Genomic DNA, 22,958 nt, shown 5'->3' with positions numbered 1-22,958 from the left:
AATTACCTCTTTTAAATTATTTGGTAACAAATTGTTCAGAAACATACTCAGCATATAGCTCATGACTTTTTAACAATTCTTGGTGAGTACCAGAACCAGTCACTTCACCGTGTTCGATAAAGTAAATCTTGTCGGCGTCGACGATTGTTGACAAGCGGTGTGCGATAACCAAGGTTGTTCGATTTTTCATCAATTGTTCAAGGGCACGTTGCACCATTGCCTCCGATTCGGAATCCAAACTTGCTGTTGCTTCATACAACATCAAAATCTTAGGATTCCGCAAAAAAGCACGAGCAATTGCCAAACGTTGACGTTGGCCGCCGGAGACTTTTACTCCCCGTTCGCCGACTTGTGTATCCAATTTTTTGGCATGTTGTCAACGAATTTATCTGCATAAGCTAATTGCAAAACTTCCCACAATCTTTCATCAGAAAACTCTTTTTTTAATCCGTAGGTCAAATTATCGCGAATTGTACCAGCCATAATTGATGAATCCTGTGATACAAAGCCGATTTGCGAGCGCCATGAGTTGAGTGAAATATTTTCAATATTGTGATTACCAATATTAATAGTTCCCTGATCAGGCTGATAAAAACGTTCAAGTAATTGAAATATTGTTGATTTGCCACCACCTGAAGGACCGGCAAAGGCCACAATCGTATTCGGTTTTGCCTCAAAGGATACATTGTGTAAAATCGGTTGATCGTTTTCATAGGCAAAATCAACGTGATCAGCTGTTAGAGTGAGTCCCTCGACATCAACGCTTTTTCCTTTATTAAGTTCTTCAACCGGCTCATCCAACAAGTCAATCAAGCGATGTGTCGCACCTTGTGTCTTGGCAAAGGTCGAACCAAAGGTACCCACGCTTACCAGAGCAGGCATAATCTGAAATAGATACATAATGAAACTAAACAATGTTCCCATAGACGACTCGCCCTTGGCAACACGTAAAGAACCAACAACTAAAATCAAAGCAAACAAACCCATCATTACCATTGTCATGATCGGTCCCATTACACCATCAACAATAGCTTCGCGCCGCCCGAATTTAAACAAATTTTGAATTTGATCAACACCGCGTTTTAAAACATGCTGTTCAGCGCCGGAAGATTTCACCAAACGCATTTCGGCAAGAGTTTCTTGTGATCCACCTGTAAAATCAGCCATTGCATCCTGAGTACCACGGCCTACTTTTGAACCCAAAACCATGACCGGCGCTACTAATAGAGCTGTAACCGGTACAGCAATAAATATCCAAATTGCCATGTGCCAATCAGTTGTGAACATCAAAATAACCGCACCAACCATTGAAATCATACTTGTCAAAAAGTTTGGCAATGTATTAGCAACTAATGTTTTCACCTGCGAAGTATCACTTGTTAAACGGGAAGTTGTTTCTCCGGATTTTACACTATCAAAATACGGCATTTTGAAAATAACCAATTTATCCCAAACGATTTCGCGTAAATTACGCACCAGTTGTTCTCCTGCCACACCGGTCAAAAAATTACCAATGGCCGATACAATGGCGCCGCCAATAAACAGGGCCAAAACAAGCGCTATGGTCGTGCTATCAAGATGAATATTTTTTAAGCTTTGGCCGCTAAAGGAATTAATTAATTTTCCCGAATATTTTGGCGTCATTAAATTGAAGACCACGCCAATAACTGAGAACAATAGCCCCGGTATCATCCATTTGAATTGTGGATGCGCTATTTTAATAATTTTCCAAAGGCCCGAAATCTTTGCTTTTAGCGCTTTCTTACTTTTGCGGCTAGTGGATGTCGTACGCATGCTAAGCGTTCTTTCTGACATTAGTTTTTCTCCTTTGCTCTGACCGAAAATAGTTAAGACAAACTCTTGTCATTGCTAAAATTGATCGAATCCGACAGAACTATTTCATTTATATTCAATGGAATAGTCATGTTTTTTGTTGGTATTACTTCTTTAATTAAATACCCTCATTATCTTCATCGTTAAAAGGTCTTTGTTGTTGATGCTGCCGCATTTTTTTAAGATATCCAGTCTGATTTTCATGAAATTTTCGTGCATTGCTAACATTCACAAAATGATCGAAACCAAAGCGCATGTGTTTATCCATTTTGCTGCGCATATTGTCCAGATACTCATCCGACATTACGTGCTCGTTTAATTTACGCAAACTTTCGCCGAAGCGTTGGCGCTCATCGTCATCAAAAACATCAAATAATTCTGTCTGGAAATCACTTTGTTTATCTTCTAACAACTCCAATCGTTTACGACCCTTGGAAGTTATTTTCACACGAACCACCCGTGCATCGCTCTCATCTCTAACACGCTGAATATACTCGTCGTTCTCTAGTTTTTTAATAATTTGCGTCACCGAAGCCGGTCGTATTGCTAAAATATCAGCGATCGCTCCGGCAGTTAAATTATTATCCGTTTCCGCTAAAACTCTTAGTAAACGTCGACTGTTGTCTGGTCGCTGGTTGCCACCATGACCATAAAAGCTCCGGGCTGCAAACCAAATGGCGGGTTGGCGTGCCAATGTTGCCAGTTCTTCAAAAATCTCCTTATTATTCATTTTTCCGCCTCACAATTTATCTAATTAGTTAGTTTTATATTTTCTAACAAAATAAATTCTATATTTATTAGTTAGTTTTGTCAATATTAACTAACTAACTATAGAAAAGTACTTGCACTATTTAATTAAGCAAAAAAACTCTTATTCCAGTTCCAGATTATTAGAATAAGAGCAATAAAATCTTTCTTTTCTGACCTGAATCTAATTCCGGTTAATCGGATTTGAAAACTCGATCAAAAAATTTTAAGAATAAGTGGCTACAAAACATATACCATCGAGTAATCATCAATACCCAGTCTAGAATTATGATAGCGCGGACCAAGGTCTTTAAAACCATTTTTAAGATAAAAACCGTGAGCACTGGTTCTCGCGTTGGTTTTAATTTGCTTATAACCACGATTTCTTAAATCATCTATTGCGTACTTTAAAAGTCGAGATCCTAGGCCTTGTTTTTGAAAATCTTTTTTGACCGCGAAAGCTACCAAATGAGCAGTTAATAATTCCTCATCGAAAAGACTAAAAGTTGCGATCAAGTGTTTATGTATGGTGATCCCATAAAAAAGATTATTTTTTTCAATTTCGAGATCGTCATCAAAAATATTTTTTCCAATCGTTTTCCTTAAAACTTCGTTTCTTAAAATAAGATTTTCACGATAATATTCTTGATCTTCTGTTCCAAATTTAAAAAATTTAAATTGCTCCACCCTAGTTAACTTTCTCTAATAATATATGTTTGAATTTTAATGGCGATTAATCCGATTATAAATTACTTATCTTCTCTTTCGGAGAATATGCTGCCTTTGTTATCTCAAAATTATCTAGATCAAAAGCAATTCCTTTTTGTCGAAAGCTCTTTCAGTAGTACTAACATAATGCATACCAATTTTTTTAAGTACCTTCTTTGAACCAATATTATTCGGTACGAAAGAAGCAGAAATTTTATTAAGAGAATAAGATGAAAAACCTAATTTAAGCAAACATTCAGCTGCTTCAGTGGCAATTCCTTTTCCTCAATAAGGCTCATCAATTGAATAGGCAATTTCTCCTTTTTGCTGATTTTTATCAATACTCAGCTGACAATTACCAATCAATTTCTGTTTCTGATTTAGATAAATCCCAAAAAAGTTAGGCATTTGTCTATGCCTGTTAATAAAATTTTCCGCATCCTGAATATTTTGAAAAGCCTGTCTTTTTGTGTAAATGAACAGTTTAGGATTTTTAAAAAATTCAAACTTATTTTTTGCTTCTTGAATTGTTAAAGGAGACAAATTAATTTGCTTGTTTTTCAATATCGTCACCGAATAGCCTTTGCTGTTTAGTATAAACAAGAAACATATAGAAAAACAAAATAATCACATCATGTAGACCGCCGTATAGATATTCATTTCTATATATAATAAGCATGTCAAATTTCCTGACAGGACAAATTTGGTGATTAATTCTTTGTTTTATAATTTCCAAAAAGAGAGCAGAATGAGACACAGAATTATAGCAGTTAAGTTTTCTAAAGATGGGAAAAGAATTATTGCGGTCAAATTGAAATGGCCGATGCAGGTTTGGTCGCTAAAAGAAAAAAATGTACTTAAAGTTTTAGACTTATTCATGGAAATTGGGCAAGGAAATCATTTTTTCTATACAGATAAATGTGGTCGCGAAGCTGAAATTGAAGTCGTTGACCTGGATAATCCTAATGGCGGCTATATCATAACCAAAGCGAATGATAAAAAAGAAGATAATCTTCTAAATTTGATTCGTTTTTAAATACCTCAGAATCTTAATTATAGTTAACGAATACAACAATGTATGAACTTAATTGAGTTTTGAATAATAAAATTGATTCAGCCAATGTGAATTGGTGAATAAAGTGAAAGGATTGGATAAAAGTGTTCATAGAACCAAATATCAGTTTTCACTATCATATTCCAAATAATGAAACATCGCTTCGTTTAATAACTCCGGCAGATGTTCAACAAAAATTTATCGGTTCGACAAAAGTTTGCAAAAATACTTTGTCAAACGGGTTATGTTTCTTTCAAATCACAGATGAAAACTTCACTGATTTTTATTCAGATGTAAAACTTAATTTCAAAAGAATTGAATAAGCAAGAATTGAATATAATGAATTATCCTTCAAGGTGGAATAGTTGAACTCAAGATTTCCATCTTTTTTGTTTTTAAAAAATATGAAAGATATCTCAATTTTTTATAAATCCTCAGTTAGGCCTTCTCTTCACCTATGAAGGCAGAGATGGAGATATTGGCTCTGCTTCTACAATTCGGTTACTCTTTGCCTAATTCAGTACTCCCTTTTCTTCTGAGATAACTTGTTTATGTTCCAAATTCCATCTAAACACCTTTGAAGAATTTACTTTAAGTATGTAGGAAACAGTCCGATAGCTTAAGCCTTGGTCCAACAATTCAAGTGCCTTCGATTTTCTTTGAAGAAAATCCGGTACAATCGTAATACTGTTATTTTCTCTATCTTTATCCGACATTTCTTCCCACATAGCTTTAACTTCGTCAGCCAACTGCTTCAAACCGTGTTCCCGATTAAACTTGTCTACTTCTTGATAAGTCAAAATTTGTCTACTGATACCGGCTTCATTTTGTAAATCAATTAATTGTCCAGCCAATTCTGTTAATACAGTCATTTCATTTCTTCCTTAATCTACTAAATAAATAATTCCTGTATTAATAAATGTAATTTCGTTGTTTAACTTTACAATTTCAGTTTCATTGATTTAAGCAAGTCTTAAAAATATGCGAATAATATTCGAAAATTAATCTTTTTATAAGCCAATTTATCCTTAATTATGAACTTTTTTCCAAAAAATATTCATTAATGTTCGGCTATTATCAGAAAATCAATTTTTCGATAAGAAAAGTTTTGGTATAAATAGCTTGCTTGAATTATCCCTACTTTTATAATAATTGCGATACTAAAAAAATCCTTATTAAATTAATGAATTAACCGAATTCTAATTGCGAGAACGCCAAAATTCCTTTCTTGTGCCGGCGAATATATTTTGTAAGTATCATTAACCATTTTTTCTAAAGAATCATTAGTGGCACTTCCAACTTCGGTAGAGGTAAAAGACTTATACAATTCACAAAAAGTTTTAAATTTATATATTTTTTTAACAATTACCTCAATTTTTTTATCAGTCTTTAAATCTATAAAGGTAATCAGTGATCCCTCTTTTAAAAAGGAACGTTTTCGATCATTAAGACGGATTTCAACCGATTTGTCCCCCTGCTGCATTAACAAAAACTGTGAATGATTAAGACCCATTATCATAATTAAAATAAACTCCTTATTCAAAACGGAAAACAATTAATCAGAAAATTCATTTAGCCTGATTAATAACTTTAAGAATTTTTTGGGCATTTTCCGGGTACTCCGTACCTGTTACATTGATTTTAAAAGAATGCACGGATTTATACATTGGAATTCTGGCAACAGCTTCGCTAAGATCCTTTTCTTCTCTGATACCAGACCTGATATCCTTGATAAATCTTTTTCTTAGTTCAGAAACCGATGGCCTCAGAGAAAAAGAATAAAAATCGTAATCGCCCTTAAGCCCTCTTAAAATTTCATCGATGATTTTTTGTTGATGCATGACCCAAACAAAGACGATATTTTCCAATTAGCTGTTCGCAATAAAAGAATTCAAGAGATACTGAATGTTTTTAACGACCATTTTCTTATTTTCGTCATTAAAATTCCAAGGATTCATGTACCAACACCAATCGCCATCTAAAAAAACGGCATTGTCTAATTTATGTTCAACCAAATATTGTCCAAGAGTTGTTTTGCCAACACCCATCGGGCCGCCAATGAAAATCAAGCGTTTGTTTTTCATATATTTTATATTAACAGTCCAATAAAAAAACACCCCCAAATCTAATTAAGGGTGCTGGAACAAATTACTATTTTATTAATGTAAACGGTATCTGGATACCAAACATCGGTATCCATAATTATTATATTTGATTCCCTGCTTTTTGAAACGAAATTTGAATATTCAACAAAATCAATTTAATCAAAAGCCAAACAAATGACGCTGATATGCAGATATTTATCGATATTCCGTTAGGATTCATGAAACTCGGAACAAAAAAACGCTTGGTAATACTTCCAAGCATCAAAAGTTCTTTATTTTATTATTAAATGTTTATTAATTAGTTTGTTTATCGACATTCATCCTCATCATTAACCAAGCAACAATCGCAACAACGATCACTGCACCAATCAATGATGGAATAATGGCAATTCCGGCAAGAGTCGGTCCCCAAGTACCGAGTAATGACTCCCCAACCCAAGAACCAACTAAGCCGGCGACAATATTGGCTATCCAACCCATTGCCTGCCCTTTGCTGGTTAAAGCACCAGCTATTGCGCCAATAATGGCGCCTACAATTAATGTCCACAGTAAATGCATCACAATCCTCCTTATAAAACGGCCAATTGCTAAATGCCAATTAACTACCTTAAGTGTAGACTTAATAGAACATTTAATCTTCGGCAGACCCGAAGCTTATATCTACAAACGACAATTGCCGGCAATGCAACTAATAAATAATAATTATTTTGCCGATTTTTATAAATAAGGTAAATCAATATCAAATGATAAATTTTAGAAGATTCTCAATAAACAAAAGTATCTACAAAATGATTAAAATATCCATTATTCATATTCTGCAATGGCGGAATACCGTTATATTTACTTAACAGTACTTGTTTTTGTATCAAAATAACTTTGAAATTAATATATTCTTCTTCTGTGAAATAGTCGTCGCCAGTTTAATAATTCGATTTTCTTCTCAATATCAAAACCGACCTTATATTTAAGCATCAACAATTCATTATCAGCTTTGTTTAAATTGAACAATTTTATTTTTTTAAAAAGGCTAACTGGCCTGTTTAGTTAGCCTTCCGGCCGCATGCTTAACTAAAAAGGGAGCAGACAAGGTAACTAAAATAATTGCCATGATCACAGCTGTGTATCTACCAGCGGTTAACAAATTGGCAGAAAAACCAATCTGAGCGACAATTAAGGCCATTTCACCCCTGGCAACCATTCCCGAACCGATTAGATAGGAGTGTGGATAGTCAAATCCGCAAAACTTTGAAGCAAATCCAGCGCCAATGATTTTGCTTAAAATACCAATTACGGTTAAGGATAAAATCAACAAAAAATCATTTGTAAATCCTTCGAAACTGACATTTAAGCCGATGCTTACAAAGAAAAAAGGAATAAAGACCGCATAACCAATCGGATTAATGTTTTTAACGATTTCGCTCTTGGAATCGGTAGTGCTTATCGCCAAGCCTGCAAAGAAAGCACCAATTACATCACTCAACCCACATAGTTCACTTAAACTAGCCATCGAAAAACAAAGAACGATAGAAACAACTGTCTCAGACATAGGAGAAAACAATTTTTTTGTATAAAACATAATGTAATTAATAAGCCAATGAATAACGACAAATGCAAAAACAAAATAAGCAACTAAACCCAAAATCTTATAAACTATATTCATTGCATTTTCATTTGATTGGCTTCCGGTAAAACTAATCAGTAAACTCAGCACAAAGACTGAAATAATATCATCGGCCACTGAGGAACCTAAGATTGTGATCCCTTCGTTGCTCGCTAAAAGATTCATTTCTCTTAGAATCTCAACTGTTATCGATACCGAAGTTGCGGAAAAGATAACGCCAAGAAAAGCAGCTTGAGAAAAATTGAAGCGAAATGCTCTAGCCACAAAATAAGTCATTATTAAAGGAAAAATCGTACCGGAAAATGCAATTGTAATACTTGGTTTAAAAAACTTTTTCAATCCCTTAAGATCACTTCCAAGTCCAGCTAAAAACATCAACAGAACAACACCAAACTCGGAGAAAGTTTTAATAAACTGGTTTGGCTCAATCCAGCCCAAGATGCCAGGACCCAATGCCACCCCCACGCAGAGCTCTCCAACAACAATCGGCAGACCGATTCTCTTAAAGAAATTCCCAATTAAAGTTGTAAATATAAGAATTAAAGATATAGAAATTAAATTATTCAATGTACTAATTATAGTGAAAAACAATTACCGTTCGATGTCCAAAAATCATTATCGTTATTGTGCTTCTTCAATATTTTTTGTGCACAATACAAATGAAGATATTTTTCATCCAATTTTGAGAAATCTGTTTTTTGCTAGTAATGAGCCCCGAGACGTTATGATCTTAAAATTCTTTAATCGCTCCTTTGGTAGAATAGACTTGTGAAAAAAGAACTAGCTGCTTCCTCATTAAAAATGTTTGAGTTTATCTGCAATAATTCCGACGTAACCGGACGTCTTTGGTATAGCAAGCTGCCAATGACATCTACTTTCCACAATGATTGTCGAATCTTGATCAACCTTGGCTTAATTGAAGTTAAATCGGCTCAGACTCATCCAACTTATATTCGCTTGACAAATAAAGGCTCAGATCTCTCCAAGGGCCTTAATGTTTAAACGAACTAGTGCTTGTTTTTATTTTTTACCAGCAGGAAAAGCTGTCTCAAACAATTAAAATCGGTAAAGCAGTATAAAAAGCTTGATATATCGGGTTTTTAATAGGTATCATTATGGTTAAAATACGGTTTTTATATCTCAAAATAAATTGTAACAAGTTTCCATCGGTGGTAAGTTAAATTTTAATAATTAATAGTTTCAGGAGAGTGAAAAGTGAAATTGAATGCTTTATTCATATTGGTTTTATTTTGGGCAATTTTTCGTGTAACCAGTAAATCCCTTAAATTTGAAAAACTTACTAGGTTTACAAGTGTCGTTATTCCCATTTACTCAGTGATCATGTTTATCGTCACCATGATTTGGAACCTTAAAAATTTCATTGTTTTACTCTTTTTATTCATAGTATCGATATTTATCGCAATTTTTCAAGTTTCAAAAGTCGAATTTAAAGAAACAACAGAGTTGGACAAACATGACCGCCCTGTTGTATACATTCGGAAAGGATACCCTTATCTTTTAGGTTGGATAATTATCATTTTAGTAGGAGTTGGATGTTCGGCTTTGTTTGAGTCGTTGACTGCAAGTTCTATCTTTAAAGAAATTTTTTCCGAAATCAAAGGAGAATTGTTGGTTTACTCAACATTCAGTCAACAAAAGAATTGGTATATTTGGCTATTGAGTGGAACAACATCTTTTCTATACACCGAGTTTTTAAAAAGGAAAAATCCACTTATTAAAGAAGCTTTGCAAAAAAATAAAAATTTAATCTATAGAAGCACAGCCGACTAAATCAAATTGCAGGGCACTCTCATCAATTATTTTGTTAACATAACCATTTATCGGTTTCATGGTCAAAGATTGGATTTTAGAATATGAATCAGTTACTGTTCATAAGCCGGTTCGGTATGGCTTCAAGTTCACGATGAACAAAGCATATCAAGCTTCAAACAGGCAAACCAAATTCACAATGTATTTACTTTTTTAAAAACTTGTCTAAATAGTGATAACGGCAGGCGCAGATATCCAAGCAGAGGAAATCTTATCCAGTGGGAAACTCTTCAACTCCATACTCAGTTTTCCCTGATTTGCATAATCGAATATTTCAGTTAAATGTTTTTGCATATAAACCTGAACAGCATTCGGATCAAGACTACCAATTCCAGAACCGATCAATTCTAAATCCTTGCTGCGTAACAGCTGTGAAGGAACAGATATTCCTTCGCCAGCCAAACTGCCGATTGAAATATATTTAAGAGAATTAAGAAATCTAATACGACGTAAAGCCTCTATGATTAATTCTGCTGGATGCCCCCACAAATAATCTAAAATCAGATTAAAGGGTGATTGGTTATATGCATTAATTAATTCTTTGACAAAACTATTATCCGGTTGGTTAGTCGTGATTGTTAAATCTGCTCCCAGATCCTTTAAGTGCTGCAATTTAATTGGATCGCGACCGGTAACGATCACTCGTTTTGCGCCACGCAGTTTTGCCATTTGGACGGCTAATGATCCAGTGAGACCAGTAGCACCATTAATAAAAACTACATCTCCGGTTTTTATTTTTCCTCTTTCCAACAAAGCCAAATCGGATCCGATCAAAGCATTAGGCAACGCAGCCGCTAATCCGGCGTCTAATCCATCAGGTAAAACAGTCATTGTTCGCTGATCAATCAAAGCTTTTTCTGCCATCATTCCAGTAATTCCCATCGCATATACACGAGAATTGTTATCCAGTTTAGCTACTCCATCCATGCCCATCACGGCCGGCAATTCAGAAAACTTAGTATAATGTTTTCCTGCAGCCCTGATAACATCGAGCCGTTTAACAGAAGAAGCAATTGGAGTTACTAGTAGTTCATCATAATTTTTCGGTTTAGGTTCTGGAAACTCTTGGTATTCAGGGAGGGTCCCATAGTTCTTTAATACAGCTGCTTTCATTATGAAAATGTCTCCTTTTTTAAAATGTTAACTACAATTATTGATACCGACAACGCAAAGACAATAATAATACATTATGAATTGTATTTCTTTTAATAAAAAAACAAAGTTCATCACATGAAAGCACCTTGAGAATTCCAAAGGAAGACAATATCGTTCTAAACTATTCACATTCCTACGTATTGATATTCCCGTTAGAAAAGTTTAATGACACGAAAGGCTAATGTTTGCCGGATTATGTATTATCAAAAAAATACTCTCGTCTTTAAAAAAATGAAATTAAAGTAACAAGGATATTGTGATTAAACAAAGTTTTTAAAGTTTTTATAGAAAATAATAAAAGATTAGCGATCATTAATCATAGCTACAAACACCATACAAAGGCATTTAAGCAAAAAAAGCTCTATATCACCTTTGTCGATATAGAGCTAAAATGCGGCGATGGGAGTCGAACCTTGTCTTAATTTTTGCCGCTATTATAAGTTTTACAACCACATAATTAATTAATAATTGTCAAAGTCATGACAACTGAATACGATGACTTGAAATCTCGTCAGTTTGTGGTCTTACGTAAGTCTTGATAAACATCTCAGTAGAATGCCCCATGAATTGAGCCGCAACCTCCAATCTATCAGGTAATTGATGAAAAAGTTCAGTCGCTACCGTGTGCCTCAAAAAATATAGACTAATTTTATCTGCATTTTCAAATTGATACTTCCTAGCAAATATTTTTAAGGTCTTATTTAAAGCAGCCTGCGTGATTGGATATCCCATTCCTGCTTTTTGATAATCATTTATATTCAAGAATATTAATTGACCAGAATTTTCAGTTTTAATTTCTTTTAACAACAAAGTTTGAAAATTCATATATCGCTTAATCAACTTTATAATTCTCGGGTTAATAGCCAATGTCTCACGATCATAACCTGTTTTAGTCCGACCATTAAAGATATGATGCAAGTCGTCATAACTATCGTGTATATGGAAATAATAGTTGTGACCATCAAATTTTAAATCGGAAAATTTTAAAGCCAAGACTTCAGCTGGCCTAAGACCAGTAACTGCATCAATTAGAATAGCCAGTCGGCTGGTCATATAACGAAAATTTTCATAAGTCAGATTAGTATTAGTTAATTGGTTTCGCAAACAGTGTATGTCTTTACTGGTGAGTACTCTGTCAAGCACACTTTTTTTATGGTGATTTTCGATATTGAAACGGATGCCACCTCCAAACCAGATTCGCAAATAATTTTTTGGAATGAAATTGGTCGAAAGTATTCCACGATCTACCAAATAATCGAAAAGCTTATGAAACTGGCCAAGATGCTTCGCAATTGCAGATCCCGCCGATTTTGATTTGCCTGTGCTGTATTGAATTGCAAATCGCTTAAACATCGTTTCGTTTAAATCTCCAAGTGTTTTGTTTTTAAAATAGTGACCAATAAGTCGCAATTCATAATGATAAAAATCAATTGTTCTAGGCTCTCTTCTAGGAGCCGAGTTTGAAAGATAAAAACGATAATATGCATCAGCGAAAGTGGATTTAAGCGTAATGCTATCGGACAAGATGGATTTTTTATAAGCAGTAAAATCAGCAATGAACGATTTCTCCTGATCTTGGGCCTGTTGCAAGGAATCAAAGCGAGAACCAATATAATTCTTTCTTTTACCAATCAAAGACGCTGGATCCCGAGGCTGATAAACAGCTTGATAAAAAAGAACTGTTTTATTTTTATTGTCAATGTGCGTAATTATTTTTTTTATCATTCTTGTATTCCTTTATAGATCTTTACAAAAATGACCTGACAAATCAATTTTAAGTCAGATCACCTTTTTGAAACAAAATTCAATGATTATTTAATTTTTTTGATCGCCTCATTTAACTCTTTAACAGAAATCAAATATTTTCTAAAACCAATCTTATGAGCCGGAATAATACCTCTCCTAATTAATTTCGTCAGAGTATTATTGCTCATATGAAGATATTGGCAGGTCTGCTTTTTGTTCATCCATATGTTTCCTTCCTGATCTTTGCTTTTATCATTATGAACAAATGGATTGATATAAACCTTGTCTCCAGGCTGAACAAGAGGGGTGTCAGAACTGAGAACCTCGAACCCTTCCAAAGCGCAAGGAGTTCTTTTTTTATTTGTTTCGTTACTTACTGTCATCCTTTTTTTCTCCTTCATCGGTTTTTTTTATCTGGAAATTTAGCAAATCAGATAAAGAAAAATTTTCCGATTGATTTTTGATCATTTTGCCGATCGGATTTTTGATCGGCTTGGAATTATATACGGGAATAAACCTATTCACACCATTGAATTTCATCTCATAGATGAAATTCCGATCAACTTTAACAGTCATTGAAATTCGACGATTAAGTTGCTCGAATGGATCCATAAAACGAACGAGATCCTTCGTGAATCGATAAAAAAAATAAGGATCATAAGGAGTCGTTATGATAAAAAGCTGGGCTTGAAGCTTTGAGTTGTGATATCGAGAATGTGTCGCTGTATCCCAACTATAAGGATCTAGTATTCTTAACAGATCAGGATATTCTATTATTCCAGGTCGCAGTTCATCTAAAATTACGGCTCTTTCTCCCTCGTAATCCTGAAAAGGGTCGTTAGATCCGCCGGAAAAATAAACACTTCCCGGATAACTTTGTGATGCTATTTTTTTGGCTAAAAGCGACTTCCCGCAACCTGTTTCACCGAAGATAAAGATGGTTGTTTTAACGAAATGATTGCCTATCATCATTTTTCGCCAATTCATGTAATCAATTTCTGCTCTTTCCTTATCCAGATTTTGGAGTTTGGTAGAATTCTGAGCAAGAATATGGCCACCTAATTTTTCTAGCCGAATACGAGCAGTAGCCTTATTAATTAGACCATCACCGAATTGATCTAAAATAAAATTCACGCTTTCTCGCTCACTTTTTGGATTGGATTTTTTAGATCGTTTGATTGCTTGTTCCGTTTGTTTTATCAAATCCAAAAAATTAAAATTGGCTTTTACGTCATTAGGGTCGTAGCGTACCTTGCCTACCTTGTCGATTGAATTTTGAGTACGATGCACTAAATAATTGAAGCCGTTTATGATTCCGAATTTATTCCTGCCTTTGGTCATATTTTCGAATCGCTCCGGAGTCGTTGAAAAGTGTTTTGCCAAAGTGATTGCAGTTACGGCCGATTTAAAGGACATCATCAGATGTATGTGAGCTGGAATAGGTTCTCCTTGCGCATTAACGTCTTTGTCATGGATAATATAAGCCCATTTTTCCGGTCCAGCTTTGCGAATTCGATTTTGAATTTGACTTGTACGAAAATTTAGCGACTTAAGCTGTTCGACAAACATCCATCCTCTTGAACGTGTCGGCCTAGAATTACCTGCCATAGGATGCCTCCTTCTTAAATGATTTTTGACACTAAAAATTTTTGCTAACGGCGTTAAAACTTGTCAACTATGAGTTAAGCGAAGATGCCAACAATCAACAAGCTGGATAATAACAGGCCCCTATCCAGCTTGTTGATTTCTCTTCAAGAGTTTTCGACACTTAACCGAATGAAAAATAAAAAAGTTGAATAGCTGCTTTCTGGTTCACGCCGGCCAACCGGCGTTCACCCAAAGCAGCAGTCAGTGACTTGGTATCATCGTCAAATATTTCAAATCGTCTTGGTGATCACCTTTGCAAGAAATTATGCATTGTTCCCATAAGCGCAAGGGATTGATAAATGGAGCTTTGAAAGCGCGCAAGAACCCTTGGCCAAAACCTTGAATCCAGATAAGTCCCTCACCTTGGCCAAGTTCCTCAGCAGGCAGCTGAATGCCCGAACCGAAAGTGGAACGATAGTAGTCGGAACTAGCATTTCCCATATGGGCAACCATACCGAATTGTTGTTTAACTGCAGTCGACAATCCTCCATTTACAACTGAAGATTGCTGCATCAAACAAATTAAGCCAAATCCAAATTGGCGACCCATTAATGCAATCTGGCTCAATAGAGCGTCGTGTTCTTTACGTTCCTTGCTATTCAATAAAGATGTTAAAGCTCCGAACTCGTCGTACACAAGATAATATAGCGGAATGCCGAGGCTAGCAGCCGTTGCACCGAACGGCTGAGTAAGAACAAAATTTGCGCGTTTTTTCATCAATGCAAGATAACGATCAAGCAAAGCAAAAATCTCTTCTTTATCGGACGCCACCCGATTTGGCGGCAGGATCTTGGAAAAACGCGATAGGTCTGAGCGCTTAGGGTCAATGACAAATAATTGAGTCGGCAATGAAAAACGAATTAAACGAACTATTAAATACAACGCTAAAAAACTTTTGCCCGAATCGCGAGCACCCGCAATAAGACAATTGATCTGTTTTAAAGCATGCCAATTTATCGATTTCGTTATTTTAATAGTGTCGTCCATTATCTTTCTCCCCCTTTTTTTCTAATTGGTCTAAATGAAAGTCACGTTCTAATCGATAGAAGACCCAACCGCCTCGCATGAAGGCTTCGGTGACTTTTAGTGGGCTGCCAGATCTTGACAAATAGGCTGAAAGCGAATCCTTAAAATTGGCTGATAAGAGTTTTTCATTTAAGTCGCCGATGGATTCAATCTCAAATCCGCCTCGTGCTCGTCTGGTGTCGGGCATCTCGATAAAATTAATAGATCGAGTCGATTTTTGGTAAGCTTCGGCTTGATAAAGAAAAGAAGCGAGTCGATGCCCCGTAAGAGGATATAAGTTCAAAAAAACAAATTTTCCAACCAAATAGCGTCGAATCCTACCTCTGGCTAATAAACAAATCATTAAGACAAGTGAAATTAAGGCAAGCGCAATGGCCATACATTCAAATTGATCAAGCCAAGCCAGAAGCGTAGCTGCTTGTCCCTGCAAAAATTTCTTATCTAGCAAATAGCCAGTCACAACGATAGCAATGCTTGACAAAAATAGGCCATCGGGAATTTGCATTTTATTCTTATCCTTCGGTAGAGGATAGTAATAGCTCATTATGCTACCTCCTTGATTGATTGTGCTTTTATGCTTAAACCAATATTGTCGTTAAATACGTAAACTCGGGCGGACACGTTTTCAAGTTCTACCTGAGAAAGACTTTTAAGAGATATCTTTTGTCCTTCAACTTTGACATCGAATAAATCGGAGTATCCTGGAACGATCAAAAAATATTTATAACCAATTATTTTTTGGCTTCTTTGGCCATCAACATATTCGTAAACCGCCTCAGGATCTGCTCCAGAGTTAATCGCCCCTTTACTTAAAGCAGCTTCTAAATTCTTTGTAACTATTTTATTTATGGTTTTTAAATTTGCCATCATACATTCCTTTAATATCCACTCATTTAACCGTGAGTTTATTTTTTCGGCATAAAGTTAAATAACTTTTGCAGAAACAAGGAAATTTGGCCACAATAAAAGCGCCTAAAAAACATTCTTTGTTTCTCTGACTTCAGGCGCTTGTCTTATAATAAAGATGCATTGACCGCTAAATTAATGCAAGACCGGCACCCGTTGTCGGTTTTTATTTAACCTTATGTTTCAAATATAAAACGGTTTAATCTGCCTGTAAATTTAAAGGGGAAAAAAACGGTTTTTTGTTGAAATCCCCTAATTTGTCTGGAGCGCAAGATGGATGAAATAAACGTTGAAAATTACTATCTAGAAAATCAGTGGTTCGATTATAATGATGTCTATTATATTCTGGCTAATCGTATCCCACGTGTTCCATATGCCGAAATGATAGATAATTTAAAAAAATTCAAAGGATCGGAAGATACTTTGAAAAGAAAAATTAGACATCTTTACAAGAATCCGCTATCTAATTATTTTAAAGAAAACGCAAGAATTGAAGATTTTAATATTAATAAGCCTAAACCGATGTTTCATAATCCCGAAAAATTTTTTGGAAACATGCCGCAAACTTACGAGAAAAACACGAAACTTCGCGCGCGACCAAAAAAAATTATTAATTACGCAATGTTGCAAGAAGTTTGTTTGGCTCTTAATTTAATTAAGAAACATAATTATTCTGACGATGACCTTGCGGATCCAGAGATAGCAGCAATGGAACTAAAAGAATTCGAGACCACTACAGGCCGAAGGGAATTATTAAAAAAAAATGATCTAAACCCAATCACTATCGAAAGAGGCTTGCTAGGCCTGCTCGGAGCTGAAAAGAAGCAAGTCAAAGACTACGCAGCTCTTTTAAGCAATCGCGTCAACAATCTAGCATTAGAGATTTGTAAGCTTGAAGCACAGGAAAATCAAATTTTAAGCCAATCACATGGCGAAAAAATGTGCAGAATAAGGCATCGTTACAAGATATTGGTGGATGCGTTAGGCTATGCCGACGAGCTGGTCAGCATAATAACTAAAGATATCCCGGACCCCGTAGATGATCCAAAAAATAAACTCACTGACGAGCAGAAATTCATCGGCGAATTAAGGTATCGTATGCAAATCTTGAGCAAACGCGCTAAAAAGATTGCGGAATCAAGTGAATTTATCGAAGAAGAATATCAAAATGGAGCTAGAACGCTCATGAGATCAACTGAATTTATTGAAACAACATATATAAATGATGTGAAACTCTCTATCGAAGAAACGAACAAATTGAGGCATTGTTACAAGTTAGCTATGAAAGCTTTAAGCTATGCAAATCAGTTATCCGACATACTAACCAAAGATATCCCAGACCCCATAGATGATCCAAAAAATAAACTCACTGACGATCAGAAATACATCGGCGAATTAAGGTATCGTATGAAAACATTAATCAAACACGCTCAAACGCCGATAGACCCAGGCGACGTTTTTTCTGAAGAAGAATTAGATGATCCCAATGATTATTAATTAAACTAGTGCCAGTTTAATTAAAGAAAAAAGCTGTTAATCAACAGCTTTAAATAGATCCCATTTTCGAAATAAAGTAATCAGTCGTTTTCAGACCAACTGACATCTTCCTGATTGACTATTTTATTGTTTTTTAGTTCCCAATAGGAATTTGATTCATACGAGCTTTCTTTATTAGAGTCGGAGCTGAATCCTGAAATGTCTGCCCCAGTCGCTTTGATCTTGACTCCAAGAAACATCTTATTTTTGTTTCCACCGCTGTAAGTTAAATCTATCTTTTTAATTTTCGCTTTGGTAAACTCTGCCAAAAAGCTTTTTTTAATTGCAGACAAATCAATTTTCTTCGGATCAACCAAGCCAGAAACATTCAAAGTTAGATTTTTGTCGCCTTTATAAATGGTCTGTTGGCTACTGGCTAATTTAGCGAGTTTGGATCCTAACAAAGTTATTTTGTCTCCGTTAGACAAAGAACCGTTTGTCTCTCCTTTAACAACGTTGTCGTTATTATCATTTGAACCATGAATAATTTCTTGTTTCTTTCCTTTTTCAATAGCTTTTAGAACTAAAACTCCTTGGCCGCTTAGCCCTTCGAATTTGGCGGAAAGACTAGAAAAAGTCGACGATACATTTTTGACTGTCGGTTTTTTTAATCCGCTAACTTTGAATGTTTTGTATGAGGTTTTAATTGGATTTCCAGAATCCTTTTTAACGTAGACCACATAATTTAAATCTTGACCATTTTTTAGATTTGTCTCGCCCAAGGTACCGTAATTGTCCCAATTGGAACCTGTAGAACGAAATGCCGATTTTTTTATACTGGCTATTAAGCTTTTAACGGATTGCTTGTTACTAACGGCAATTGAAATATCCTGCATATACTCGATGTATTTTTTTACTTTATTAGCATTTTCAGTCGTTAATGAAGAATCAGAGACTAATTTTGCCGCCGTCTCTGTTGAAAGAGAATCTGTAATATGAGCTTGGTCTTCGATTAATTGATCTGCGTATACACTGGGTAGACCAACGGATTTTGCAATTTTCTTAGCGATTTTACTAGGTATATTGCCCTTGAAAGCTACCGTACCGCTTTGACTATAACCGGAGAATTTGGCCGATAAATCTTTAGTAGGAGAATAGCTACTATTTTTTATCACAATGGTAATTCCTGCTATTATGACAATAATCGCAATGATTATTGTCGAGATTATGCCAATTTTCTTGTTTTTGTTGAATTTCATGTTTATCCGCTTCTCTTTAATAATTAATTAAGTAAATCCTTTATTCCTGTTTTCTTTTGCGATCTAAAACGTAGCTGCCGGCAAAGGCCATCATGAGACTTAAACCAACTGTTTCTAAGAAGTGGTTTATTGACTCTGATTTAGCGCTGTTGGCGTCTGTTTGCGGCAAGGTTTTGCTATTATCCGAATTCGAGGAATCTGTTTTTACAGCTTTATTTAAAAGATCAGTTTTCTTGCTTGTTAGTGATGTACTATCAAAGTTTTCATTGACAGACAAACGCTGAGCTTTGGCATCATAGATCGGTGCGGCTGGAACATAGTTTGGATCGAGAACTAAGGTACGTTTGCCGTTTGCACTGTAAACATAGTGGAAGTATTCGACTTTGCCGGTCTGATCGTTATAGCGAGAATAGATCGGACTAGTTTTAACTGAACTGCTTGAAGCAGTCGAAGTAGAGCTTGCAGAACTGGAACCAGTCTTTGACGATCCGGTAGAAGAACTTGATCCCGTAGTCGATGAACCAGTCGATGACGAAGCCGGCTTGATTGAAGCCAGATAAGCATCGGACTCGGCTTTAGCTTCATCGTAAGCGGCTTGATTTTCGGCTTTTAATTCGGCCAAGGCTTCGGCATCAGAAGACTTCATATCATCGATTTGGGCGTCTAATTCAGCTTTCAAGGCTGCTAGAGCAGTGGCTTGAGTTTGGGCTAATTCGGCCAAGCTGGTTGTATGATCGGCGATCATTGCCTTTAAGGGCGCTTCGATTTCAGCCTTTAATTCAGCCAAGGCAGCAGTGTCCTGGTTCTTTTGGGCCGTTAAGGCGGCGTTATCTGTTGAAACCAGGCTGGCAAGTTTAGCGGCGTCAGTCGATTTAAGCGTATCAAGATCGCTGGCATCAGTTGAGACTAGGTCAGCTAAGGTTTGAGCGTCGGCTGTCTTCTTTTCGTCAAGAGCGGTAGTATCGGCATCGACTAAGGCCTGCAGATCTTTTGCGTCGGCAGTCTTTAAAGCGGCCAAAGCCGTTTGATCGTTTTCTAGCATTTGAGCTAATTGAGCTTTATCGGAAGCGACCAGATCGTTATAGGCTTGGCTATATTCCGAAGCGATTTGTGCGATCGTACTGTTATAGTTGGATTGGATTGTGGCCAATTGAGTGGCTAAATCGTCATCGATTTGCGTGGATGCAGTGCTTTCGGCAGTTTGGATCGCCTTTAAAGCAGCCTGATGTTCGCTTAGCAGTTGAGCTTGACTGGTAGCCAAGTTGTTAGCGATTGTTTGCAGATTAGAAGCTAAGCTGTTGGATAGAGCAGTGTCTTCTGATTGGTGGGCAGCGTCCAAGGCTTCTTGGGCCGTAGTATTATTCGCTTCTACTTGACTTAAAGCTTCAGCGTCGGTAGTTTCAACCGAAGTAACATTGGCTTTTGCAGCGATAACGGCCGCGTTGTCATTAACGTAGTCGGTTAAAGCGTTGGCAATTGTCGTCGAGGCGGTAACCGGGATTTCTGTGAACGATACCGAATCGTCGACAGGACTGGTGAAGTCCATAATTAACTGGATTGGATCGGAATCATCGGTTGTCCAGCTGGTATTGTATTGAATACCGAAGGCCATTTCTGTGGCATTTTCGAAGTTGGTCAAGTGACCATTACCGTTACTGCCGTCGGAATAGATCATGATATAGATGTCGGTATAAAGATCGGTTTCAATTGAAAGTACCGTGGCATAACCTTTAGCGTTACTTTCCGGCGTATCATCGCCGTCAGTTCCAAGAAGTGAAGCCGAACCGGCGTTTTCAGCGCTCCAATAGAGATCTTCATTGGTGTAATCGGTTTGCGGTTCACTGGTAAAGCCGGTATGAGTCAAGCCGTTTTCACCGATATTGTTGGCGTTACGGTAAGCAATGATTGCTTCCATTGCCGTTTGATCGGCAGTGGTCCATTTCAAGGCGGATAGACCTTGGCTGGCACGCCAGTTATTGATCAAAGTTAAGGCATAACTGCCGATTTCTTCGACAACTGATTCGGTTAGATCACTTTGAGAACTGATAACGGTACTGGTATCTTCATCGCCACGATAAGTAAGTATTCCGGAAGTTGAACTTATCGAAGTTGGTAATTGCGAAGTAGCATCAATATAACCACCACTGGCCGGAGTCGATCCGGCAACTTCAGCTGCTGATTCAGCTGCCGATAAAGCAGCCGCAGCTGATGATTCGTTAGCGGCGTTAGAAGATTCTTGGTTAGTGATTGCATCGGAAGCAGCGACAGCAGCCGATGAATTTTCAGCCGATTGAGCCGCTGAAAGCGAACTGGCCGACGATGAATAATTGGCCTGAGCCGCGCTGGAAGCAACGGCAGCCGATGAATTCAGGGCAGCCAAAGCACTATCGTAACTGTCATTTTCCGAAGAAGTGGCGTTAGCTGCTGACGATGCATTATCGGATTGAGCCGACGAAGCAGCCGAGACAGCAGCAGAACTTTGTTCGCTGGCTGTTGAACTGGCAGCGAAAACAGTAGAGCTTTGTCCGGCAGCAGCCGAACTGGCGGCATCAGACTCGGCTTGTGAATTAGCGTTTGACTGTGCTTGTTCGGCAGCTGACTGAGAGGCGGCCATTGAAGACTCGGCTTCTGATTGAGCAGCGGATTTAGCAGCTTCCGATTCGGCGTTAGAGGCAGCGGCTGATGCTTCGGCTTCTGACAAGGCTTCTGATTCGGCAGCTTCTTTAGCGGCATTGGATTCAGCTGCAGAGGCTTCAGCCTCCGAGTTGGCAGCGGATTGGGCAGCTTGGCTTTTAGCAGCAGCTTCGGAAGCTTCGGCTTCTGAGGCAGCATAACTGGATTCGGCAGCTGATTCGACTTCGGCGTCTGAGGAAGCGACTGGGTCTTCTTCAGAACTATAGCTGGAAGCCTGTGAATCGTAGGCCGATTGGTTGGCGCTGGATTGAGCGGCAACTTGACTGTCGGCATTGGATTGGGCATCTGATTCGTTAGCGGCGTTTGAAGCGGCTTGAGAATTTTCTTCAGCTGCTTGACTGGCTGTCAGACTGCTTAGGCTTGCGGCTTCCGAAGATTGAGCGGCGGCGTAATCCGATTGGGAGGTTGCTGAACTGCTGGTCGATTGAGCAGTGGTGTTTTGGGCTGAACTATTAACTGTGTCGGCAAAAGCGTGGCCTGAAAGACCGGTTAAAGCCGCGGCAGCAGCTGTAGCGGCCGTGAATGTTTTTAGTGTATTTTTAGACATGACAAATTGCTCTTTTCTTGTTTTTAATAGAGTGAAATACATATTAATAGGAAATAACTAAATTACTTTTATGTAGGCTTTCAAATAGTGGAAATGTTAGGAGGAAGAGTAAGGAATATTCAAAAAAGCCACACTACGAAGAATCACAATCGTAAATATGGCTGATAGGTTATTGAGTACGATTTCCATTTTTTCCCCATTCAAATAATCAAATATACCAAAATAATAGCATAATTACCTAATTATGCATAGTATAACTACATAATTATGCCGTTCAAAGAATAGCCTCTTTCCTTTATGTTGGCTTTAGCAACTTACAAGGACAGAGATTTTTATGAAAAATAAGGTTAATATCGGCGCTAATATAAAAAGAATCAGAAAAAGTGAAAATTTAACTCAAGAACAGTTAGCTGAATTGAGTAATTTATCTACTAATTTCATTTCGAGAATTGAAAGATCGGAAAGCCAGAATATCGGTGTTAATCATCTGATTGCAATTGTCGATGCCTTGCACGTGGATATAAAAGAATTATTTCAACAAAAAAACCAATGAAAGTACACAAAAACTATCTATACTACATAGTAGGATTCTTGTCGAAAAACT

Annotated in this window: 24 protein-coding genes and 1 pseudogene; 5 read left to right on the top strand and 20 right to left on the bottom strand. The window is 36.9% G+C overall.

The window, feature by feature from the left end:
- Nucleotides 1-16: 16 nt before the first annotated feature.
- The 5 genes and pseudogenes from A3G9_RS01000000109640 to A3G9_RS0108155 form a co-directional block, all read right to left on the bottom strand.
- Nucleotides 17-1,794: pseudogene (locus A3G9_RS01000000109640) on the bottom strand (ABC transporter ATP-binding protein).
- A gap of 157 nt (nucleotides 1,795-1,951) precedes the next feature.
- A complete protein-coding gene (locus A3G9_RS0108170) occupies nucleotides 1,952-2,563 on the bottom strand; it encodes a MarR family winged helix-turn-helix transcriptional regulator (RefSeq protein WP_002821398.1) in 612 nt (203 codons plus the stop codon).
- A gap of 257 nt (nucleotides 2,564-2,820) precedes the next feature.
- A complete protein-coding gene (locus A3G9_RS0108165) occupies nucleotides 2,821-3,267 on the bottom strand; it encodes a GNAT family N-acetyltransferase (protein WP_002819243.1) in 447 nt (148 codons plus the stop codon).
- Nucleotides 3,268-3,381: 114 nt separating this feature from the next.
- Nucleotides 3,382-3,564: a GNAT family N-acetyltransferase gene (locus tag A3G9_RS1000000109995; protein WP_075646597.1), complete on the bottom strand. Its 183-nt coding sequence runs from the start codon at nucleotides 3,562-3,564 to the stop codon at nucleotides 3,382-3,384.
- Between the two features lie 9 nt (nucleotides 3,565-3,573).
- A complete protein-coding gene (locus tag A3G9_RS0108155) occupies nucleotides 3,574-3,861 on the bottom strand; it encodes a GNAT family N-acetyltransferase (protein ID WP_372726486.1) in 288 nt (95 codons plus the stop codon).
- 133 nt (nucleotides 3,862-3,994) lie between these two features.
- Here A3G9_RS0108155 and A3G9_RS0108145 point away from each other — a divergent pair, with 133 nt between their 5' ends.
- Complete coding sequence (locus A3G9_RS0108145) at nucleotides 3,995-4,324, top strand: DUF3892 domain-containing protein (RefSeq protein WP_002819247.1); 330 nt, start codon at nucleotides 3,995-3,997, stop codon at nucleotides 4,322-4,324.
- Nucleotides 4,325-4,854: 530 nt separating this feature from the next.
- Here A3G9_RS0108145 and A3G9_RS0108135 read toward each other — a convergent pair.
- From A3G9_RS0108135 to A3G9_RS0108105, 6 genes are all read right to left on the bottom strand, one after another.
- Nucleotides 4,855-5,214: a hypothetical protein gene (locus A3G9_RS0108135; protein WP_002819249.1), complete on the bottom strand. Its 360-nt coding sequence runs from the start codon at nucleotides 5,212-5,214 to the stop codon at nucleotides 4,855-4,857.
- A 308-nt stretch (nucleotides 5,215-5,522) separates the two neighbouring features.
- A complete protein-coding gene (locus A3G9_RS0108130) occupies nucleotides 5,523-5,861 on the bottom strand; it encodes an ASCH domain-containing protein (protein ID WP_002819250.1) in 339 nt (112 codons plus the stop codon).
- A gap of 49 nt (nucleotides 5,862-5,910) precedes the next feature.
- Nucleotides 5,911-6,210 carry a hypothetical protein gene (locus A3G9_RS1000000110585; RefSeq protein ID WP_002819252.1) on the bottom strand — a complete coding sequence of 100 codons (300 nt, stop codon included), beginning with the start codon at nucleotides 6,208-6,210 and terminating at the stop codon, nucleotides 5,911-5,913.
- Entirely contained in the window at nucleotides 6,211-6,426 is a 216-nt protein-coding gene (locus A3G9_RS1000000110580) for an AAA family ATPase (RefSeq protein WP_002819253.1), read from the bottom strand.
- 315 nt (nucleotides 6,427-6,741) lie between these two features.
- Nucleotides 6,742-7,005 carry a GlsB/YeaQ/YmgE family stress response membrane protein gene (locus A3G9_RS0108110; RefSeq protein ID WP_002819257.1) on the bottom strand — a complete coding sequence of 88 codons (264 nt, stop codon included), beginning with the start codon at nucleotides 7,003-7,005 and terminating at the stop codon, nucleotides 6,742-6,744.
- A gap of 469 nt (nucleotides 7,006-7,474) precedes the next feature.
- Nucleotides 7,475-8,635, bottom strand: a complete 1,161-nt coding sequence (locus A3G9_RS0108105; RefSeq protein ID WP_002820760.1) for a cation:proton antiporter — start codon at nucleotides 8,633-8,635, stop codon at nucleotides 7,475-7,477.
- Between the two features lie 201 nt (nucleotides 8,636-8,836).
- Here A3G9_RS0108105 and A3G9_RS0108100 point away from each other — a divergent pair, with 201 nt between their 5' ends.
- Nucleotides 8,837-9,070, top strand: coding sequence for a hypothetical protein (locus A3G9_RS0108100; protein ID WP_002819260.1), 234 nt, complete (start codon nucleotides 8,837-8,839; stop codon nucleotides 9,068-9,070).
- Nucleotides 9,071-9,283: 213 nt separating this feature from the next.
- Nucleotides 9,284-9,859: a hypothetical protein gene (locus A3G9_RS0108095; RefSeq protein WP_002819261.1), complete on the top strand. Its 576-nt coding sequence runs from the start codon at nucleotides 9,284-9,286 to the stop codon at nucleotides 9,857-9,859.
- A 204-nt stretch (nucleotides 9,860-10,063) separates the two neighbouring features.
- Here the strand turns inward: A3G9_RS0108095 and A3G9_RS0108090 are convergent, their stop codons facing one another.
- The 7 genes from A3G9_RS0108090 to A3G9_RS0108060 all read right to left on the bottom strand — a co-directional run bounded on the left by A3G9_RS0108090 (nucleotide 10,064) and on the right by A3G9_RS0108060 (nucleotide 16,339).
- Nucleotides 10,064-11,011, bottom strand: coding sequence for a quinone oxidoreductase family protein (locus tag A3G9_RS0108090; protein ID WP_002821395.1), 948 nt, complete (start codon nucleotides 11,009-11,011; stop codon nucleotides 10,064-10,066).
- A 519-nt stretch (nucleotides 11,012-11,530) separates the two neighbouring features.
- A complete protein-coding gene (locus tag A3G9_RS0108085; protein WP_002821394.1) occupies nucleotides 11,531-12,778 on the bottom strand; it encodes a tyrosine-type recombinase/integrase in 1,248 nt (415 codons plus the stop codon).
- Between the two features lie 86 nt (nucleotides 12,779-12,864).
- Nucleotides 12,865-13,182 (bottom strand): helix-turn-helix domain-containing protein, encoded by a 318-nt coding sequence (locus tag A3G9_RS0108080; RefSeq protein ID WP_002821393.1) that lies wholly within the window; start codon nucleotides 13,180-13,182, stop codon nucleotides 12,865-12,867.
- Nucleotides 13,169-14,407: a Rep family protein gene (locus A3G9_RS0108075; RefSeq protein ID WP_002821392.1), complete on the bottom strand. Its 1,239-nt coding sequence runs from the start codon at nucleotides 14,405-14,407 to the stop codon at nucleotides 13,169-13,171. The genes A3G9_RS0108080 and A3G9_RS0108075 overlap by 14 nt, the downstream gene beginning before the upstream one ends.
- Before the next feature lie 240 nt (nucleotides 14,408-14,647).
- Nucleotides 14,648-15,433 carry an FtsK/SpoIIIE domain-containing protein gene (locus A3G9_RS0108070; RefSeq protein ID WP_002821391.1) on the bottom strand — a complete coding sequence of 262 codons (786 nt, stop codon included), beginning with the start codon at nucleotides 15,431-15,433 and terminating at the stop codon, nucleotides 14,648-14,650.
- Nucleotides 15,417-16,016 (bottom strand): hypothetical protein, encoded by a 600-nt coding sequence (locus A3G9_RS0108065; RefSeq protein ID WP_002821390.1) that lies wholly within the window; start codon nucleotides 16,014-16,016, stop codon nucleotides 15,417-15,419. Before A3G9_RS0108065 ends, A3G9_RS0108070 begins: the two co-directional genes overlap by 17 nt.
- A complete protein-coding gene (locus tag A3G9_RS0108060) occupies nucleotides 16,016-16,339 on the bottom strand; it encodes a hypothetical protein (RefSeq protein WP_002821389.1) in 324 nt (107 codons plus the stop codon). The genes A3G9_RS0108065 and A3G9_RS0108060 overlap by 1 nt, the downstream gene beginning before the upstream one ends.
- Before the next feature lie 312 nt (nucleotides 16,340-16,651).
- Between A3G9_RS0108060 and A3G9_RS0108055 the strand changes: the two genes are divergently transcribed.
- Nucleotides 16,652-17,875: a hypothetical protein gene (locus tag A3G9_RS0108055; RefSeq protein ID WP_002821388.1), complete on the top strand. Its 1,224-nt coding sequence runs from the start codon at nucleotides 16,652-16,654 to the stop codon at nucleotides 17,873-17,875.
- A gap of 80 nt (nucleotides 17,876-17,955) precedes the next feature.
- Here the strand turns inward: A3G9_RS0108055 and A3G9_RS0108050 are convergent, their stop codons facing one another.
- Both A3G9_RS0108050 and A3G9_RS0108045 read right to left on the bottom strand, forming a co-directional pair.
- Nucleotides 17,956-19,113, bottom strand: coding sequence for a hypothetical protein (locus tag A3G9_RS0108050; RefSeq protein ID WP_002821387.1), 1,158 nt, complete (start codon nucleotides 19,111-19,113; stop codon nucleotides 17,956-17,958).
- A 40-nt stretch (nucleotides 19,114-19,153) separates the two neighbouring features.
- Entirely contained in the window at nucleotides 19,154-22,354 is a 3,201-nt protein-coding gene (locus A3G9_RS0108045; RefSeq protein WP_002821386.1) for a hypothetical protein, read from the bottom strand.
- A 334-nt stretch (nucleotides 22,355-22,688) separates the two neighbouring features.
- Here A3G9_RS0108045 and A3G9_RS1000000109750 point away from each other — a divergent pair, with 334 nt between their 5' ends.
- Nucleotides 22,689-22,907, top strand: coding sequence for a helix-turn-helix domain-containing protein (locus A3G9_RS1000000109750; RefSeq protein WP_018025291.1), 219 nt, complete (start codon nucleotides 22,689-22,691; stop codon nucleotides 22,905-22,907).
- The last annotated feature ends 51 nt before the right edge of the window (nucleotides 22,908-22,958 follow it).

Origin of the sequence: Oenococcus oeni DSM 20252 = AWRIB129 (assembly GCF_000372485.1) — a bacterium.
In the GTDB taxonomy this organism is placed as follows: domain Bacteria; phylum Bacillota; class Bacilli; order Lactobacillales; family Lactobacillaceae; genus Oenococcus; species Oenococcus oeni.
The sequence above is the reverse complement of the archived record's forward strand: the minus strand, read 5'-3'. Positions and strand labels throughout refer to the sequence as shown.

Bases quoted from the DNA above. Each gene is read 5' to 3' on its own strand.
- A3G9_RS0108170 (WP_002821398.1), bottom strand. From the start codon at position 2,563: ATGAATAATAAGGAGATTTTTGAAGAACTGGCAACATTGGCACGCCAA.
- A3G9_RS0108135 (WP_002819249.1), bottom strand. From the start codon at position 5,214: ATGACTGTATTAACAGAATTGGCTGGACAATTAATTGATTTACAAAAT.
- A3G9_RS0108130 (WP_002819250.1), bottom strand. From the start codon at position 5,861: ATGATAATGGGTCTTAATCATTCACAGTTTTTGTTAATGCAGCAGGGG.
- A3G9_RS1000000110580 (WP_002819253.1), bottom strand. From the start codon at position 6,426: ATGAAAAACAAACGCTTGATTTTCATTGGCGGCCCGATGGGTGTTGGC.
- A3G9_RS0108110 (WP_002819257.1), bottom strand. From the start codon at position 7,005: ATGCATTTACTGTGGACATTAATTGTAGGCGCCATTATTGGCGCAATA.
- A3G9_RS0108090 (WP_002821395.1), bottom strand. From the start codon at position 11,011: ATGAAAGCAGCTGTATTAAAGAACTATGGGACCCTCCCTGAATACCAA.
- A3G9_RS0108085 (WP_002821394.1), bottom strand. From the start codon at position 12,778: ATGATAAAAAAAATAATTACGCACATTGACAATAAAAATAAAACAGTT.
- A3G9_RS0108080 (WP_002821393.1), bottom strand. From the start codon at position 13,182: ATGACAGTAAGTAACGAAACAAATAAAAAAAGAACTCCTTGCGCTTTG.
- A3G9_RS0108075 (WP_002821392.1), bottom strand. From the start codon at position 14,407: ATGGCAGGTAATTCTAGGCCGACACGTTCAAGAGGATGGATGTTTGTC.
- A3G9_RS0108070 (WP_002821391.1), bottom strand. From the start codon at position 15,433: ATGGACGACACTATTAAAATAACGAAATCGATAAATTGGCATGCTTTA.
- A3G9_RS0108065 (WP_002821390.1), bottom strand. From the start codon at position 16,016: ATGAGCTATTACTATCCTCTACCGAAGGATAAGAATAAAATGCAAATT.
- A3G9_RS0108060 (WP_002821389.1), bottom strand. From the start codon at position 16,339: ATGGCAAATTTAAAAACCATAAATAAAATAGTTACAAAGAATTTAGAA.
- A3G9_RS0108055 (WP_002821388.1), top strand. From the start codon at position 16,652: ATGGATGAAATAAACGTTGAAAATTACTATCTAGAAAATCAGTGGTTC.
- A3G9_RS0108050 (WP_002821387.1), bottom strand. From the start codon at position 19,113: ATGAAATTCAACAAAAACAAGAAAATTGGCATAATCTCGACAATAATC.
- A3G9_RS0108045 (WP_002821386.1), bottom strand. From the start codon at position 22,354: ATGTCTAAAAATACACTAAAAACATTCACGGCCGCTACAGCTGCTGCC.
- A3G9_RS1000000109750 (WP_018025291.1), top strand. From the start codon at position 22,689: ATGAAAAATAAGGTTAATATCGGCGCTAATATAAAAAGAATCAGAAAA.